The 14,844-nt window shown below is 66.2% G+C and carries 11 protein-coding genes and 2 rRNA genes; 6 read left to right on the forward strand and 7 right to left on the reverse strand.

Features of this window, described 5'->3' with window-relative positions:
- Window positions 1-82: 82 nt before the first annotated feature.
- Window positions 83-1,162 carry a COG1361 family protein gene (locus IW248_RS26165; RefSeq protein WP_196929068.1) on the forward strand — a complete coding sequence of 360 codons (1,080 nt, stop codon included), beginning with the start codon at window positions 83-85 and terminating at the stop codon, window positions 1,160-1,162.
- 12 nt (window positions 1,163-1,174) lie between these two features.
- On the opposite strand, the gene IW248_RS26170 is transcribed toward IW248_RS26165, so the two are convergent.
- Window positions 1,175-1,870 carry a YoaK family protein gene (locus tag IW248_RS26170; RefSeq protein WP_307788243.1) on the reverse strand — a complete coding sequence of 232 codons (696 nt, stop codon included), beginning with the start codon at window positions 1,868-1,870 and terminating at the stop codon, window positions 1,175-1,177.
- Window positions 1,871-2,065: 195 nt separating this feature from the next.
- On the opposite strand from IW248_RS26170, the gene IW248_RS26175 reads away from it, so the two are divergent.
- Window positions 2,066-3,037 carry an NADP-dependent oxidoreductase gene (locus tag IW248_RS26175; protein ID WP_196929070.1) on the forward strand — a complete coding sequence of 324 codons (972 nt, stop codon included), beginning with the start codon at window positions 2,066-2,068 and terminating at the stop codon, window positions 3,035-3,037.
- 4 nt (window positions 3,038-3,041) lie between these two features.
- Here the strand turns inward: IW248_RS26175 and IW248_RS26180 are convergent, their stop codons facing one another.
- The 4 genes from IW248_RS26180 to IW248_RS26195 all read right to left on the reverse strand — a co-directional run bounded on the left by IW248_RS26180 (window position 3,042) and on the right by IW248_RS26195 (window position 6,011).
- A complete protein-coding gene (locus IW248_RS26180; protein WP_196929071.1) occupies window positions 3,042-3,632 on the reverse strand; it encodes an HAD family hydrolase in 591 nt (196 codons plus the stop codon).
- Window positions 3,633-3,649: 17 nt separating this feature from the next.
- Window positions 3,650-4,906: an RNA polymerase sigma factor gene (locus IW248_RS26185; protein WP_307788244.1), complete on the reverse strand. Its 1,257-nt coding sequence runs from the start codon at window positions 4,904-4,906 to the stop codon at window positions 3,650-3,652.
- Between the two features lie 2 nt (window positions 4,907-4,908).
- A complete protein-coding gene (locus tag IW248_RS26190; protein WP_124822484.1) occupies window positions 4,909-5,256 on the reverse strand; it encodes a YciI family protein in 348 nt (115 codons plus the stop codon).
- An 86-nt stretch (window positions 5,257-5,342) separates the two neighbouring features.
- Window positions 5,343-6,011 carry a winged helix-turn-helix transcriptional regulator gene (locus tag IW248_RS26195; RefSeq protein ID WP_196929073.1) on the reverse strand — a complete coding sequence of 223 codons (669 nt, stop codon included), beginning with the start codon at window positions 6,009-6,011 and terminating at the stop codon, window positions 5,343-5,345.
- Window positions 6,012-6,083: 72 nt separating this feature from the next.
- Here IW248_RS26195 and IW248_RS26200 point away from each other — a divergent pair, with 72 nt between their 5' ends.
- On the forward strand, window positions 6,084-6,806 hold the full coding sequence (locus tag IW248_RS26200; RefSeq protein ID WP_196929074.1) for a hypothetical protein: 723 nt from the start codon (window positions 6,084-6,086) through the stop codon (window positions 6,804-6,806).
- 57 nt (window positions 6,807-6,863) lie between these two features.
- On the opposite strand, the gene trpS is transcribed toward IW248_RS26200, so the two are convergent.
- Window positions 6,864-7,922, reverse strand: a complete 1,059-nt coding sequence (gene trpS / locus IW248_RS26205; RefSeq protein ID WP_196929075.1) for a tryptophan--tRNA ligase — start codon at window positions 7,920-7,922, stop codon at window positions 6,864-6,866.
- 268 nt (window positions 7,923-8,190) lie between these two features.
- Window positions 8,191-8,661 carry a PRC-barrel domain-containing protein gene (locus tag IW248_RS26210; RefSeq protein ID WP_196929076.1) on the reverse strand — a complete coding sequence of 157 codons (471 nt, stop codon included), beginning with the start codon at window positions 8,659-8,661 and terminating at the stop codon, window positions 8,191-8,193.
- Window positions 8,662-8,817: 156 nt separating this feature from the next.
- On the opposite strand from IW248_RS26210, the gene IW248_RS26215 reads away from it, so the two are divergent.
- The 3 genes from IW248_RS26215 to IW248_RS26225 all read left to right on the forward strand — a co-directional run bounded on the left by IW248_RS26215 (window position 8,818) and on the right by IW248_RS26225 (window position 14,827).
- Window positions 8,818-9,066 (forward strand): SCO4848 family membrane protein, encoded by a 249-nt coding sequence (locus IW248_RS26215; protein ID WP_196929077.1) that lies wholly within the window; start codon window positions 8,818-8,820, stop codon window positions 9,064-9,066.
- A 744-nt stretch (window positions 9,067-9,810) separates the two neighbouring features.
- Window positions 9,811-11,327, forward strand: a 16S ribosomal RNA gene (locus IW248_RS26220).
- 389 nt (window positions 11,328-11,716) lie between these two features.
- Window positions 11,717-14,827 (forward strand): 23S ribosomal RNA (locus IW248_RS26225).
- Together the 16S and 23S rRNA genes form the textbook arrangement of a ribosomal RNA operon.
- Window positions 14,828-14,844 lie beyond the last annotated feature (17 nt).

The raw sequence follows: 14,844 nt of genomic DNA on the forward strand, positions 1-14,844 counted from the left end.
GTTCCATTGGGCGGGGTAGGCACCTTCGGGGCCTACCCCGCCACCGGTTCACCCACTATCAAGATCACCACAAGGACTTGAGATGCAACCGTCCGTAACTCGCTGGAAGACCACGACCGCCGCACGCCTCCGTGCGACAGAACTGTCACTGCTCGCCGTCGTCGCGGCCGTCGGCGTCGGTGCCGGTCCCGCCCTGGCCGCGGACGGTAACGTCGCCTGGACGGTCCGGACGGCCTCCAACGGCTACGGCGAAGCCCGGTCCAGCTACAGCTACAACGTCAACCCGGGTGGCGCTGTCGAGGACGCCATGGTCGTGGCCAACCGCGGCCCGGCGCCGCTGACCCTCTCCGTGTACGCGGCCGACGGCTTCACCACCGACGCCGGCCAGCTCGACCTGCTCACCAAGGACAAGAAGTCCGTCGCGATCGGCGCCTGGGTGAAGCCGAACGCCGGCAGCGTCGTGATCCAGCCCGGAAAGACCGCCCCGGTTCCGTTCAAGGTCAGCGTCCCGGAGAACGCCACGCCCGGGGACTACGTCGGTGGCATCCTGACCACGCTGACCCAGGCCGACCAGGCTGAGGGGATCAACGTCGACCGGCGCCTCGGCATCCGGATCAAGTTGCGGGTGGGCGGCGAGCTGAAGCCGAACCTCGCGATCGAGAACCTGCACGTGACGTACGCCGGACCGACCAACCCGTTCAGCAAGGGTGACGCCACCATCACCTACAAGGTCCACAACGTCGGCAACGCGGCCCTGTCCGGTAAGCAGGCGGTGACCGTCTCGGGCCCGTTCGGCCTGCTGCGGGTGCGGGCGGAGGACGTCGCCGCGCCGCCGGAGCTGCTTCCGGGCGAGAGCTGGAACGTGACGGTGCCCGTACGCGGGGTGGCTCCCGCCATCTCGCTGGCCGCGATCGCGACAGTGACACCCCTGCTCACCGACGCCTCGGGCTCCACCACCTCGCTCAAGCCGGTCCAGGTCACCGCGCACGGCTGGGCCCTGCCCTGGATGCTGGTGCTGGTGATCGTCGTGCTGATCGCCGTGCTCGTCGGGGCGTACCTGTACCGGCGCCGCAACCGGGCGCAGAGCAAGGCACGCGAGGACGCCCGCGTACGCGACGCCGTCGAGCAGGCGCTTCGTGGCCCGGAGCCGCAGACCTCCTGATCGCGGCTCCGGTCAACTCGGCTGGCTTCGGCCGGCGGCGGTTCCCGCGCGGTGGGTCAGGCCGATCGCGATCGCGATCACAGCGACCACCAGCACCGCCGCCGGCACGGATGCCCAGGTCGGGGCCGTACGCAGCACCACAGTGCCGAGCACGGCGCCCACCACCAGCCCCGCCAGTCGGCCGACGCCACCCACGTCGGCGAACCGGTGCGGGTCGACGACGCGACGCCTGACCAACTCGGTGAGCGAGCCGGTCAGGTAGGTGGTCGACGCACCCCGTACGCCGGCGGCCACGGTGATCACGCTCTGGATGCCGCTCGACACGGCCGCCATCGCCAGCAGCACGAGCCCGAAGCCGTACCCGGGACGTGCCGAGCAGGCCAACCAGCCCACGGTGAAGCCGAGCAGCAGCACCGCCTCGACCGACGTCACCACAGCGGTACGGCGGTTCCAACCCGGCGGGGTGTGGCGCAACGGCACGGTGGCACCGGCCACGCCCACCGCGTACCCGCCGACCGCCACCACCGCCCCCGCGAGCGAGCGGGTGTCTGCCGTGGCGAGCGCGTGGCCGAAGTGCACGAGGTTGCCGGTGATCACGCTGGCGAAGTAGCCGTTGAGCTTGGTCAGACAGATCACGTCGATGCAGCCGGAGGCCGCGGCGAGTGCCACCAGGAGCCAGGCCGTGGCCCGCGTCGACGGAGCGTGCACGATGCCCCTTCCGTCGGTCCAGCGGCCAGTGCGACGCGCCCCGGCGCGGTACGCGGACATTCCCGTGCCCGCCCCGGCTACGCCTGCCGAGCCTGGGCGTTCGTCCTTGTGGGTGAACGACGCTCAGCTCCGGGCCACGACTGTCCCCCAGCCGGCATGCTGCGACGGTGACGCCGGCACGGAGAGGGAATCCACATGGTTGACGGGGATGTGCCAGAGCGGATGCAGGCCGCGGCCTTGGACGAGTTCGGCGGCCCGGAGGTGATCACCCTGCGGAAGCTGCCGATCCCGCAGGTCGCCGACGACGAGGTGCTGATCAAGGTCTTGAGCGCGGGTGTCGGGGTGTGGGACGCGTACGAGCGGCAGGGCGTGCTGGTGCCGGAGGGTTCGGCGCTGCCGATCGTGCCCGGCTCCGACGGCGCCGGAACGGTCATCGCTGCCGGCAGCAAGGTGACCAGCCTGAAGGTGGGCGACCTGGTCTACGTCTCCGCCACGGCCCGCCCGAAGGGCGGCTTCTACGCCGAGTACGCGTCGGTCAAGGCGGAGTACGCGGCGAAGGTGCCCGACGGTGTGCCAGCCGAGCATGCCGGCGCCATGCCCACCGACGCGCTGACCGCGTTGGCCGGGCTCGACGCGATCAGCCTGTCGGCCGGCGCCTGGCTGCTGATCTTCGGTGCGAGCGGTGGTCAGGGCCACCTGGCCGTGCAGTTGGCGAAGCGGCAGGGGCTGAACGTGATCGCTGTGGCATCCGGGGCGGACGGCGTCGCGCTGGTGACCCGGCTCGGAGCCGACGTGTCCCTCGACGGCCACGGCGACATGACCGACGTGCTGGCCACGATCCGGGATGCCGCGCCGGGCGGAGTGAACGCCATCCTGGCGATGGCCGGCGGCGGAACGCTGGACCGGCTCACCGAGGCGCTGGCCGACGGCGGGGTGGTCGCGTACGCCCACGGGGTGCAGCCGGAGCCGCAGGAACGGCCGGGCGTCACGGTCCGCGCGTACGACGGCGAATCGAACCCTCGACAGTTGCAGCGCCTCAACGAACTCATCGAGGCCGGGCCGTTCGTGGTGCACGTCGCGGAGAAGTTCCCGCTGGGCAAGGTGCGGGATGCGCACAAGCGCCTACAGACGTCCTACGCCGGCAAGCTCCTGCTGACGGTCGCCTGAGACGTCAGGGCGTGCGCTGTTGCGGCACGCGTACCGAAGCCATGCCGGCCGCCGTCGCGGCCTGGATGCCCAGGTCGGTGTCCTCGAAGACCAGGCAGGACTCCGGCGTTACGCCGAGCTGCTCCGCCGCGAGCAGGAACGCCTGCGGGTCGGGCTTGGCCCGGGTGTAGTCGTCGGCGCAGACCAGCACGTCGAACCGGTCCAGCAGGCCGAGCGCGTCCAGGGAAGCGGTGACCGACGCGCGGGTGCTGCCGGAGACGACGGCGAACGGGACCCGCCGGTGCGCGTCGTGGATGTGCGCCAGCACCTCGGGCACGGCGGCGAGCTGCGGCAGCAACTCCTGGTAGTAGCTCTCCCGGCGTTCGACGACTGTCGCCACCGGCATGGCCAGACCCTGCTGCTCGTTCAGGGCGACGATGATGTCGGCGGTGGGCCGGCCGCCCCAGGCGTAGAAGAGGTCCTCCGGGAACTCGCAGCCCCACTCCTGCAGGGCCTGCTGCCAGGCCAGGTAGTGCAGCGGCATCGAGTCGACGATGGTGCCGTCGCAGTCGAACAGGTACGCGGCGAACGGGCCGGGAGGCAGAGGCAGACTCACCCGGGGAAGGGTACAGCTCACTCGCCCGTGACGGTCTTCAGCTGTTCGAGCAGGTACGCGCGCTCCGGTTCGGTGCCGACAAGCGTCAACGCGCTGCGGTACGCGGCCGCGGCCTCGTCGTACCGTCCGAGCCTGCGCAGCAGGTCGGCCCGCGCCGCCGGATAGGGATGATGGCCGCGCAGGCGCGGATCGTCGGCCAACCCGTCGAGCAGCGCGAGCCCGGCCTCCGGCCCGTCCCGCATGGCCACCGCGGCGGCCCGGTTGAGCGCGACGATCGGTGAGGGCACCAGGCCGAGCAGCACGTCGTAGAGCGCCACCACCTGCGGCCAGTCGGTGCTGGCCACGTCGGCGGCCTCGTCGTGCAGCGCGGCGATGGCGGCCTGCAGGCCGTACGGGCCGGGCGCTCGGCCGGTCAGCGAAACCACCACCAGGCCGCACCCCTCCTCGATCATCTGACGGTCCCAGCGTCCGCGATCCTGGTCGTCGAGGAGGATCATGGTGCCGTCCGGTCCGGTACGCGCGTCGCGTCGGGCGTGGACCAGCAACATCAGGCCGAGCAGCCCGGCGACCTCCCGCTCGGCGGGCAGCAGCCGGCGCAGGATCCGGCCCAGCCGGATGGCCTCCTCGGCCAGGTCGATCCGTTGCAGATCCGGGCCGGAGCTGGCCGCGTACCCCTCGGTGAAGACCGAGTAGACGGCCTGGAGCACGGTGGGCAGACGACCGGGCAACTCGTCGGGGCCCGGCACCCGGAACGGGATGCGTGCGTCGCGGATCTTCCGCTTGGCCCGGACGAGTCGCTGGGCCATGGTGGCGGTCGGCACCAGGAAGGCCCGCGCGACCTCGGCCGTGGTGAGGCCGGCCAGGAACCGCAGCGTGAGGGCGCCACGGTCCTGCGCGGCCAGGGCCGGGTGCGCACAGGTGAAGAAGAGCGCCAACCGGTCGTCGGGCAGGTCACGGTCCGCGTCGGCGGGCGGCGCGTGATCGGCCCGCTCGGCCTCCGCCCGGAGTACGGCGAGCCGGGTCGCCAGCACCCGGTCGCGGCGCAGCCGGTCCACGGCTCGACGCCGAGCCGTGGTGAGCAGCCAGGCGCCCGGCCGACTCGGGACGCCGTCGGTCGGCCAGTGCGTCAGTGCCGCCTCGATGGCCTCGGAGGCGACCTCCTCGGCCAGGTCGAGGTCGCCGAAGCGGCGCACCAGCGAGGCGAGCAGTCGGCCGCGTTCCTCCCGGAACACCGCCTCCACCGACGACCCGACCGCCACCTCCTCACCCGGCACGGTCAGACCTGCACGTCGATCTCGAAGATCGGACGGACCTGGACCGACCCGGTGCCGATGGCCCCGGGGCTGCGGGCGGCCCACTCCAGCGCGGCGTCGAGGTCCGGCACGTCGATGACGTCGTACCCGCCGAGCAGCTCTCGGGTCTCGGCGAACGGCCCGTCGGTGATCGTGCGCTCGCCGCCGGGGCCCACCTGCACTGTCGTGCAGGTGGTCAGGTCCTGTAGCGGATGCCCGGAGACCCAGACCCCGGCGTCCTTCATCTCCCGGTCGTAGCGGACCCAGTCCTCGAAGCTGCACCCGTTGTCGACGACCTCCCCGTCGACCATGGGGCTCATGAACAGCAGCATGTACTTCACGTTTCGGCTCCTCTCGGTGCGGCGTGTCGCCGTACAGCATGACGACGCACGGGGGCCGGGGATATCGACACGGCCGGTCAGGTTTTTTGTGACCGGGCGGCACCCGGCGCCGCTCCGAAGAGCAGGAAGAACCGCTCGGCCGCCGTGCTGTCGCCGTGCACCTCGATCTTGCCCGTGGAGACCGCCGACCGCAGCGGCGTGCCGCCGAACATCAGGTCCCGCAGCGCTCTGACCGTGCCGGTGACCGTGACGTCGACCTGACCCGACCGGCCACGGACCACGCTGATCCCACTCGGGGACACCCCCACCTCGAAGGCGTCGGCGCCCACCTGCAACCGGAGTCGAGCGGTCACCGGCGCGTCGGTCGGTGGTCGGTAGAGGGCCTTCAGCAACAGCATGAACGCGTCGGTGCTCATCTCGACGTCCGGCTCCGCGGGCAGGCCGGCGCCCCACCGCGACAGCTCGATCAGTGTCGGCTCCAGTTGCCTACCGCGTTCGGTCAGCTCGTACGCGTGCACGCTGGCGGGTGGCCCGAGCTGCACCCGCCGGACGATGCCGGACTGCTCCAGCTCCCGCAGTCGCTGGCTGAGCACGTTCTGGCTGGCCTTCGGCAGGCCGGCCCGCAGATCACCGAAACGCTTCGGGCCGAACACCAACTCTCGGACGACCAACAGCGCCCAGCGCTCGCCGACGATGTCCATCGTGCGTGCCGCCCCGCAGGCGTCCTGGTAAGTCCGCTGAGTCACATCGCCATCGTAGTCGGCGTCCACCGAGCAGTGCTAACGTCGGACTAGCTAGTCCTAACTTAGGAGCGCGTAATGGATGCACTGCTCGCCAAGGTGATCGAGCGCCACGGCGGCCTCGATCGCTGGAACACCGCGTCTACCCTCACCACCCGGCTCACCTACGGCGGCCCGTTCTGGGCGTTCAAGGGCCGCCCCGACTTCGACAGCACCGAACTGGTCGAGGCCGACCTGCACCGGCAACGGATCCGCCACGTCCAGGAGGGCACCGGCCAGGTCACCGAGTACGACAGCGACACCGACCGGGTCACCGTCACCGCGGCCGACGGCAGCCTGATCGACGAGCTGACGAATCCCCGGGCCAGCTTTGCCGGCTACACCGGGGAGAGCCAGTGGACGCTCGCCCAGGCGGCCTACTTCCGTGGCTACGCCACCTGGCACTACCTCGTCGAGCCGTTCCTGTTCACCTGGCCGGGCGTCGAGGCGCACGAGGTCGAGCCGTGGACGGAGGACGGCGAGTCGTGGCGCGTCCTGCGCGTCACGTTCCCCGAGAGCCTGCACACCCACACCGACACCCAGCTGTACCACTTCGACGACGGCGGGCTGCTCCGGCGCATGGACTACCAGCCGGCGGTCAACGGCTCCTCCCGGGTCGCGCACTACGTCAGCGGGTCCACCGAGGTCGACGGGCTGATCGTGCCGACGCGCCGCCGGATCCACCTCCGCCAGGATGACCGCACCCCGGACCTCTCCTGGACGCCGATCACCCTGGACCTGGCTGACATCCGGATCCGCTGAGGCCCGGTGGTGTCGCAGCGGACCCGGCGTCACGTCGCCGACCGGGCGCCCCGGCCTTCAGGTCGAGGCGTCCGTCCGGCGCCGGCTCCGCTCAGCCCGCCGCCGCACCTGCTGGTACGCGCCGGTCAGCCCCATCGCCCGGCGTACCTCGAGCACCGTCTGGCGTACCTCCTGACGGGTCCGTTCCGTACCCTCGACGATCAGTCGGTCGACCAGGCCCCGGTCGGCTTCGATCTCGGCCCGGCGCTGCCGGATCGGCGCCAGGAACCCCTCCAGCGCGACGACCAGCCGTTCCTTGACCTCCACGTCGCCCACCCGCCCAGCCCGGTAACGCCGGGCCAGGTCGGCCACCTCGTCGCGGTCCGGATTGAAAACCTCGTGGTACGCGAACACCGGATTGCCCTCCACCGTGCCCGGCACGTCGGCTCGCACCCGGTTCGGGTCGGTGTACATGCCGAGCACCTTGCGACGCACAGTCGCCGCGTCGTCGGAGAGCGCGATCGAGTTGCCCCGGCTCTTGCTCATCTTGGCGGCGCCGTCGGTCCCCACCAGGCTCGGTGTGTCCGCCGGGATCAACTCGGGCACCGGGAAGACCGGGCCGTACAGGTGGTTGAACCGCCGGGCGATCTCCCTGGTCACCTCGACGTGCGCGGCGTTGTCCCGGCCGACCGGGACCACCTCGCCCTTGACGCAGAGGATGTCCGCGGCCTGGAGCACCGGATAACCCAGCAGCCCGTACGGCATCTCCTCCTTGCCGGCGTCACGGGCCATGTCCTTGAGCGAGGGCACCCGCTCCAACCGGGGGACGGTCACCAGGTTCTGGAGGAGGGTGTTGAGGTCGCCGACCTCGGGGATGGCCGACTGGAGGTAGAAGGTGGCCCGCTCCGGGTCGACCCCGGCGGCGAGGATGTCGGTCACCATCTCGCGGGCGTTGCCGGCAACCTGGTCGATGTCCTCGCGGCGGTTGCGAGTGGTGAGCATGTGCAGGTCGGCGATGATGAAGAAGCTCTCGTAGCGCCGGTGCAGCTTCACCCGGTTGGCGATGCTGCCGACGTAGTGGCCGAGGTGTAGGCGGCCGGTGGGCCGGTCACCGGTGAGCATTCGTGCGACGGACATGGTGGTGCCTCTCGTATCCGAAGGTGGGTCACGCGTGGGCGCGCGCCGAGCAGGGCTGGCTCAGCCCTGCTCGGTCAGCGGGTCGACTCAGCGAGTCGCCCGCCATCGCGCGCCGGCGCGAAACCGCAGACCACCGGCACGGAGGACGTTCAGAAGTTGCTCGCGGCCATCGCCGGAGCTGGTCGGGATCTCGGACACGGCACCGAAGGGGAGGCCGTCGACCAGGTCGACCGCCTCCGGTGCGCAGTTGCCCGTCCGGACCACGGCCTCAGATTACCCGCGGGATGGCACCGGGAGGGGGGAGGTAGCTGTCGGCGTAGTAGGCGCCCACGCGCTCCCGATACTCCTGGTCGGCCGAAACCGGATCGAACGGTGGCGCGTCCTTGATCTGCTGGCGGGTCCGGTCGACGTACACGACGCGTTCCTGGTGATCCACCCGGTCCACCGTTCCGGCCGGCAGCAACACCTTCTGGCCGAAGATCCACGGACCGGTGTCCACCACCAGGTGCCCGGCGTCCGCCTCGTCACTCGCCTCGTCGATCGTGCCGATGCGCCCGTCGCTCGCCTGCACCTGATAGCCCACCAGGTCGACGGGTGTGCCCGGGCCGGGGGCGTCCGGGCCGTCGTGCCCACCCTCCTGATCATCCGGCGGGGTGACCGAGGGCGTGGTCTGCGTGTAACCACCGGCCAGGGCGGACGGGTCACGCCAGGCCCAGGGGTTGAAGATCGAGGGTTGCATGGGGCACCTCCAGGGGACGGTCCTCAGCTGTCCCCCCTCGCAGTGCCCATCCCGCTACCGACGGAAACAGCCTGCGCCCTGCGCGGCGGCGCTCCTGGCGAGGTGTGGCAGCGCGCTGGCGTCCGCTGAGCAGGTGCGCTGGCATACTCGGCTGCCATGGTGCTGTCGCGAGGGTGGAGTCTCTTCCTGGTCGGAGTCGGCGTCTGGACCTGGGTGATCTGGCCGAGGTTCGCGGTGGCCATCTGGCAGGACCCGCGGTCCTGGGGGTCCGGCACGGTCGCCGACGGAGCAGCCACCAGCTTCCTGTGGGTGCACGCGCTGCTGATCGCCGCGTCCCTGGCAATCGGCACCACAGCGGGCGTCCTCGGGGTCCGGGCCTGGCTCGCCGCCCGACGGACGTCGTGATCGCCCGCCGCCGGCTCTGGGATCAGGCCGTCGGTGCCCGTACCGCTGGTAGGCGCCGAGCCCCCGTTCCTGCCGGAGCGCTTCTGACCTGCGAGAACCGTTCGGATGGGCGAATGTGACGCGCGCCGCTACCCGTGGATTTGACGATCAAACCCGCAGACGCGTAACTTTCTCTCTGCCAGCGCGGAACGGGGCAAACGGGACGAAGGTCCTGGAGCACCGAAACGGGATGGCAACCGGGTCAAGCAGGGGTTCGCTCCTGGGAGACGCGGTCCGGGCGGGGCTTGCCGGATCGGCCGCGAGGCGGATTTGGTGCGGCGAAGCCGACCGGGTAAGGTTCACGACCGGCAGGGAACCGGGCGAGACTGCGGGAGATCGCAGCGGCCGGCTTGCCGAATCCGACGACCTGACGCAGCGGTTCGCTGCTGCGTGAGTGCGCCGGCGCTGACCCGTACGAAGCATGGCAGACCGGGACACACGGTTTGACACGGCGAAGACGGTGAGGTAACGTAGTAAAAGTGCCCGGCGCGAGAGCGGCGGGGACACGGTACGGATAGCCCCGGTTGGGGTTCCACTGTGGTGGGGCTTCTGGTCGGTGTGTGGTTGTTCTTTGAGAACTCAACAGGGTGCTTGTAAAGCCAGTGCCAATTATGATTTATACCCCGGACTGGTCAGTTTTTGCTGGCTGGTTGGGATTCCTTTGGCAACATTTGTTTGTTGTCAGGATGCTGTTCAACTAATTTTTTGTTGGAGAGTTTGATCCTGGCTCAGGACGAACGCTGGCGGCGTGCTTAACACATGCAAGTCGAGCGGAAAGGCCCTTCGGGGTACTCGAGCGGCGAACGGGTGAGTAACACGTGAGCAACCTGCCCCAAGCTTTGGGATAACCCTCGGAAACGGGGGCTAATACCGAATATTACTTCTGGCCGCATGGCTGGTGGTGGAAAGTTTTTCGGCTTGGGATGGGCTCGCGGCCTATCAGCTTGTTGGTGGGGTGATGGCCTACCAAGGCGATGACGGGTAGCCGGCCTGAGAGGGCGACCGGCCACACTGGGACTGAGACACGGCCCAGACTCCTACGGGAGGCAGCAGTGGGGAATATTGCACAATGGGCGGAAGCCTGATGCAGCGACGCCGCGTGAGGGATGACGGCCTTCGGGTTGTAAACCTCTTTCAGCAGGGACGAAGCGAGAGTGACGGTACCTGCAGAAGAAGCACCGGCCAACTACGTGCCAGCAGCCGCGGTAAGACGTAGGGTGCGAGCGTTGTCCGGATTTATTGGGCGTAAAGAGCTCGTAGGCGGCTTGTCGCGTCGACCGTGAAAACTTGGGGCTCAACTCCAAGCCTGCGGTCGATACGGGCAGGCTAGAGTTCGGTAGGGGAGACTGGAATTCCTGGTGTAGCGGTGAAATGCGCAGATATCAGGAGGAACACCGGTGGCGAAGGCGGGTCTCTGGGCCGATACTGACGCTGAGGAGCGAAAGCGTGGGGAGCGAACAGGATTAGATACCCTGGTAGTCCACGCTGTAAACGTTGGGCGCTAGGTGTGGGGGACCTCTCCGGTTTCCTGTGCCGCAGCTAACGCATTAAGCGCCCCGCCTGGGGAGTACGGCCGCAAGGCTAAAACTCAAAGGAATTGACGGGGGCCCGCACAAGCGGCGGAGCATGCGGATTAATTCGATGCAACGCGAAGAACCTTACCTGGGTTTGACATGGCCGCAAAACTCGCAGAGATGTGAGGTCCTTCGGGGGCGGTCACAGGTGGTGCATGGCTGTCGTCAGCTCGTGTCGTGAGATGTTGGGTTAAGTCCCGCAACGAGCGCAACCCTCGTTCGATGTTGCCAGCGCGTTATGGCGGGGACTCATCGAAGACTGCCGGGGTCAACTCGGAGGAAGGTGGGGATGACGTCAAGTCATCATGCCCCTTATGTCCAGGGCTTCACGCATGCTACAATGGCCGGTACAATGGGCTGCGATACCGTGAGGTGGAGCGAATCCCAAAAAGCCGGTCTCAGTTCGGATCGGGGTCTGCAACTCGACCCCGTGAAGTCGGAGTCGCTAGTAATCGCAGATCAGCAACGCTGCGGTGAATACGTTCCCGGGCCTTGTACACACCGCCCGTCACGTCACGAAAGTCGGCAACACCCGAAGCCGGTGGCCCAACCCCTTGTGGGAGGGAGCCGTCGAAGGTGGGGCTGGCGATTGGGACGAAGTCGTAACAAGGTAGCCGTACCGGAAGGTGCGGCTGGATCACCTCCTTTCTAAGGAGCACCTTCACCTGAAAGGGTGCAAGGAGCCCGCGGCCCACGTATGTTGGGTCGGGGTGCTCAGATGGCGGAGACACTGGCAAGTTTTGCCCTGGCAACGGCCGGCGGCGCTTAGTACAGCCTAACTTTCGGGTTGGTGGGAACGGTTGCTGTTGGTGCGGCTGGGGGAGAATGTGAGCACCCTGTTGGGTCCTGAAGGAACAACCATTGGTTGTTGTTTCAGAGACTTGGCCAGCCTCCCGTTGTGGGGGCTGGAAGTCTGCCAGGCATGGCCTGGCCCCACATACCGCTGGTCCCCTTGGGACTGGGTTTTGGTGTGGGGCGGATCGGGTTGTGGGTTGGTCGTTTGTTGAGAATTGCACAGTGGACGCGAGCATCTTTGTGGTCAAGTTGTCAAGGGCGAACGGTGAATGCCTTGGCACCAGGAGCCGATGAAGGACGTGGGAGGCCGCGATAGGCCTGGGGGAGCTGTCAACCAAGCTGTGATCCCAGGGTGTCCGAATGGGGAAACCTGGCACCAGTCATGTGGTGTCACCCACACCTGAACACATAGGGTGTGTGGAGGGAACGCGGGGAAGTGAAACATCTCAGTACCCGTAGGAAGAGAAAACAATTTAGTGATTCCGTGAGTAGTGGCGAGCGAAAGCGGATCGAGGCTAAACCGGCTGCGTGTGATACCTGTCAGGGGTTGCGTGGTCGGGGTTGTGGGACCCTGCTAAACAAGCTGACACTTGTTTGAGAAGTTACAAAGTTAGTGGCTAGTCGAACAGTCTGGAATGGCTGACCGTAGACGGTGAAAGTCCGGTAGGTGAAAGTTGCTGACCTTCTGTGGGTGTTCCCGAGTAGCGGCGGACCCCTGAAATCTGCCGTGAATCTGCCAGGACCACCTGGTAAGCCTAAATACTTCCTGGTGACCGATAGCGGACAAGTACCGTGAGGGAATGGTGAAAAGTACCCCGGGAGGGGAGTGAAATAGTACCTGAAACCGTTCGCCTACAATCCGTCGGAGCCTTACGGGGTGACGGCGTGCCTTTTGAAGAATGAGCCTGCGAGTTAGTGGCATGTGGCGAGGTTAACCCGTGTGGGGGAGCCGTAGCGAAAGCGAGTCTGAATAGGGCGATTCAGTCGCGTGTCCTAGACCCGAAGCGGAGTGATCTAGCCATGGGCAGGCTGAAGCGCGGGTAAGACCGCGTGGAGGGCCGAACCCACCAATGTTGAAAAATTGGGGGATGACCTGTGGTTAGGGGTGAAAGGCCAATCAAACTCCGTGATAGCTGGTTCTCCCCGAAATGCATTTAGGTGCAGCGTCGCGTGTTTCTTGCCGGAGGTAGAGCACTGGATGGTCTAGGGGGCCCACAAGCTTACCGAAATCAGCCAAACTCCGAATGCCGGTAAGTGAGAGCGCGGCAGTGAGACTGCGGGGGATAAGCTTCGTAGTCGAGAGGGAAACAGCCCAGATCACCAGCTAAGGCCCCTAAGCGTGTGCTAAGTGGAAAAGGATGTGGGGTCGCATAGACAACCAGGAGGTTGGCTTAGAAGCAGCCACCCTTTAAAGAGTGCGTAATAGCTCACTGGTCAAGTGGTTCCGCGCCGACAATGTAGCGGGGCTCAAGCACACCGCCGAAGCTGTGGCATTCACATTTTAACCTCGCTTGGACTTGATTCCTTGTGCAGGTGTGTGGATGGGTAGGGGAGCGTCGTGCCGCGAGTGAAGCAGCGGGGTGACCCAGTTGTGGACGCGGCACGAGTGAGAATGCAGGCATGAGTAGCGAAAGAAGGGTGAGAAACCCTTCCGCCGGATGACCAAGGGTTCCAGGGCCAGGCTAATCCGCCCTGGGTGAGTCGGGACCTAAGGCGAGGCCGAGAGGCGTAGTCGATGGACAACGGGTTGATATTCCCGTACCCGCGAAAGAGCGTCCCTGATGAACCTCGTTGTGCTAACCGCCCGAACTTGGTGAGGTCTTCGGACTGATCTGAGGGAGCGTGGGAACCTGATGGGTAGTAGTCAAGCGATGGGGTGACGCAGGAAGGTAGCTGAGCCCGGCCGGTGGTTGTGCCGGGGTAAGCGTGTAGGCCGTGTTGTAGGCAAATCCGCAACACATGAAGGCTGAGACGTGATGCCGAGCCGATTCAGGTGAAGTCAGTGATCCTATGCTGCCGAGAAAAGCCTCTAGCGAGTTCTTAGCGGCCCGTACCCCAAACCGACACAGGTGGTCAGGTAGAGAATACCGAGGCGATCGGGCGAACTGTGGTTAAGGAACTCGGCAAATTGCCCCCGTAACTTAGGGAGAAGGGGGGCCGGAGACGTGAAGCCCCGCGCGGGTGGAGCGTTGTATGGCCGCAGAGAGCAGGGGGAAGCGACTGTTTACTAAAAACACAGGTCCATGCGAAGAAGTAATTCGATGTATATGGACTGACGCCTGCCCGGTGCTGGAACGTTAAGGGGACCTGTTAGCTCTTTCGGGGGCGAAGCGGAGAACTTAAGCGCCAGTAAACGGCGGTGGTAACTATAACCATCCTAAGGTAGCGAAATTCCTTGTCGGGTAAGTTCCGACCTGCACGAATGGCGTAACGACTTCCCCACTGTCTCAACCACAGGCCCGGCGAAATTGCAGTACGAGTAAAGATGCTCGTTACGCGCGGCAGGACGGAAAGACCCCGGGACCTTTACTATAGCTTGACATTGGTACTCGAATTAGCTTGTGTAGGATAGGTGGGAGCCGGTGAAGTCCATACGCCAGTATGGGTGGAGGCAATCTTGAAATACCACTCTGGTTGATTTGGGTATCTAACTTCGGACCGTTATCCGGTTCAGGGACAGTGTCTGGTGGGTAGTTTAACTGGGGCGGTTGCCTCCTAAAAGGTAACGGAGGCGCCCAAAGGTTCCCTCAGCCTGGTTGGCAATCAGGTGTTGAGTGCAAGTACACAAGGGAGCTTGACTGTGAGACTGACAGGTCGAGCAGGGACGAAAGTCGGGACTAGTGATCCGGCACTTGCGAGTGGAAGCGGTGTCGCTCAACGGATAAAAGGTACCCCGGGGATAACAGGCTGATCTTCCCCAAGAGTCCATATCGACGGGATGGTTTGGCACCTCGATGTCGGCTCGTCGCATCCTGGGGCTGTAGCAGGTCCCAAGGGTTGGGCTGTTCGCCCATTAAAGCGGTACGCGAGCTGGGTTTAGAACGTCGTGAGACAGTTCGGTCCCTATCCGCCGTGCGCGTAGGATACTTGAGAAGGGCTGTCCCTAGTACGAGAGGACCGGGACGGACGAACCTCTGGTGTGCCAGTTGTCCTGCCAAGGGCACGGCTGGTTAGCTACGTTCGGAAGGGATAACCGCTGAAAGCATCTAAGCGGGAAGCCTGCTTCAAGATGAGGTATCCCACCCACTATGTGGGGTAAGGCCCCCAGCTAGACGACTGGGTTGATAGGCCGGAAATGTAAGCCCGGTAACGGGTTCAGTTGACCGGTACTAATAGGCCGAGGACTTGACTACTAAGCTGCTACGCGTCC

It is taken from the genome of Micromonospora ureilytica, assembly GCF_015751765.1.
Taxonomy (GTDB): Bacteria; Actinomycetota; Actinomycetes; order Mycobacteriales; family Micromonosporaceae; genus Micromonospora; species Micromonospora ureilytica.

Bases quoted from the DNA above. Each gene is read 5' to 3' on its own strand.
- IW248_RS26165 (WP_196929068.1), top strand. From the start codon at position 83: ATGCAACCGTCCGTAACTCGCTGGAAGACCACGACCGCCGCACGCCTC.
- IW248_RS26175 (WP_196929070.1), top strand. From the start codon at position 2,066: ATGGTTGACGGGGATGTGCCAGAGCGGATGCAGGCCGCGGCCTTGGAC.
- IW248_RS26190 (WP_124822484.1), bottom strand. From the start codon at position 5,256: ATGCTGCTGTTCATGAGCCCCATGGTCGACGGGGAGGTCGTCGACAAC.
- IW248_RS26200 (WP_196929074.1), top strand. From the start codon at position 6,084: ATGGATGCACTGCTCGCCAAGGTGATCGAGCGCCACGGCGGCCTCGAT.
- trpS (WP_196929075.1), bottom strand. From the start codon at position 7,922: ATGTCCGTCGCACGAATGCTCACCGGTGACCGGCCCACCGGCCGCCTA.
- IW248_RS26210 (WP_196929076.1), bottom strand. From the start codon at position 8,661: ATGCAACCCTCGATCTTCAACCCCTGGGCCTGGCGTGACCCGTCCGCC.
- IW248_RS26215 (WP_196929077.1), top strand. From the start codon at position 8,818: ATGGTGCTGTCGCGAGGGTGGAGTCTCTTCCTGGTCGGAGTCGGCGTC.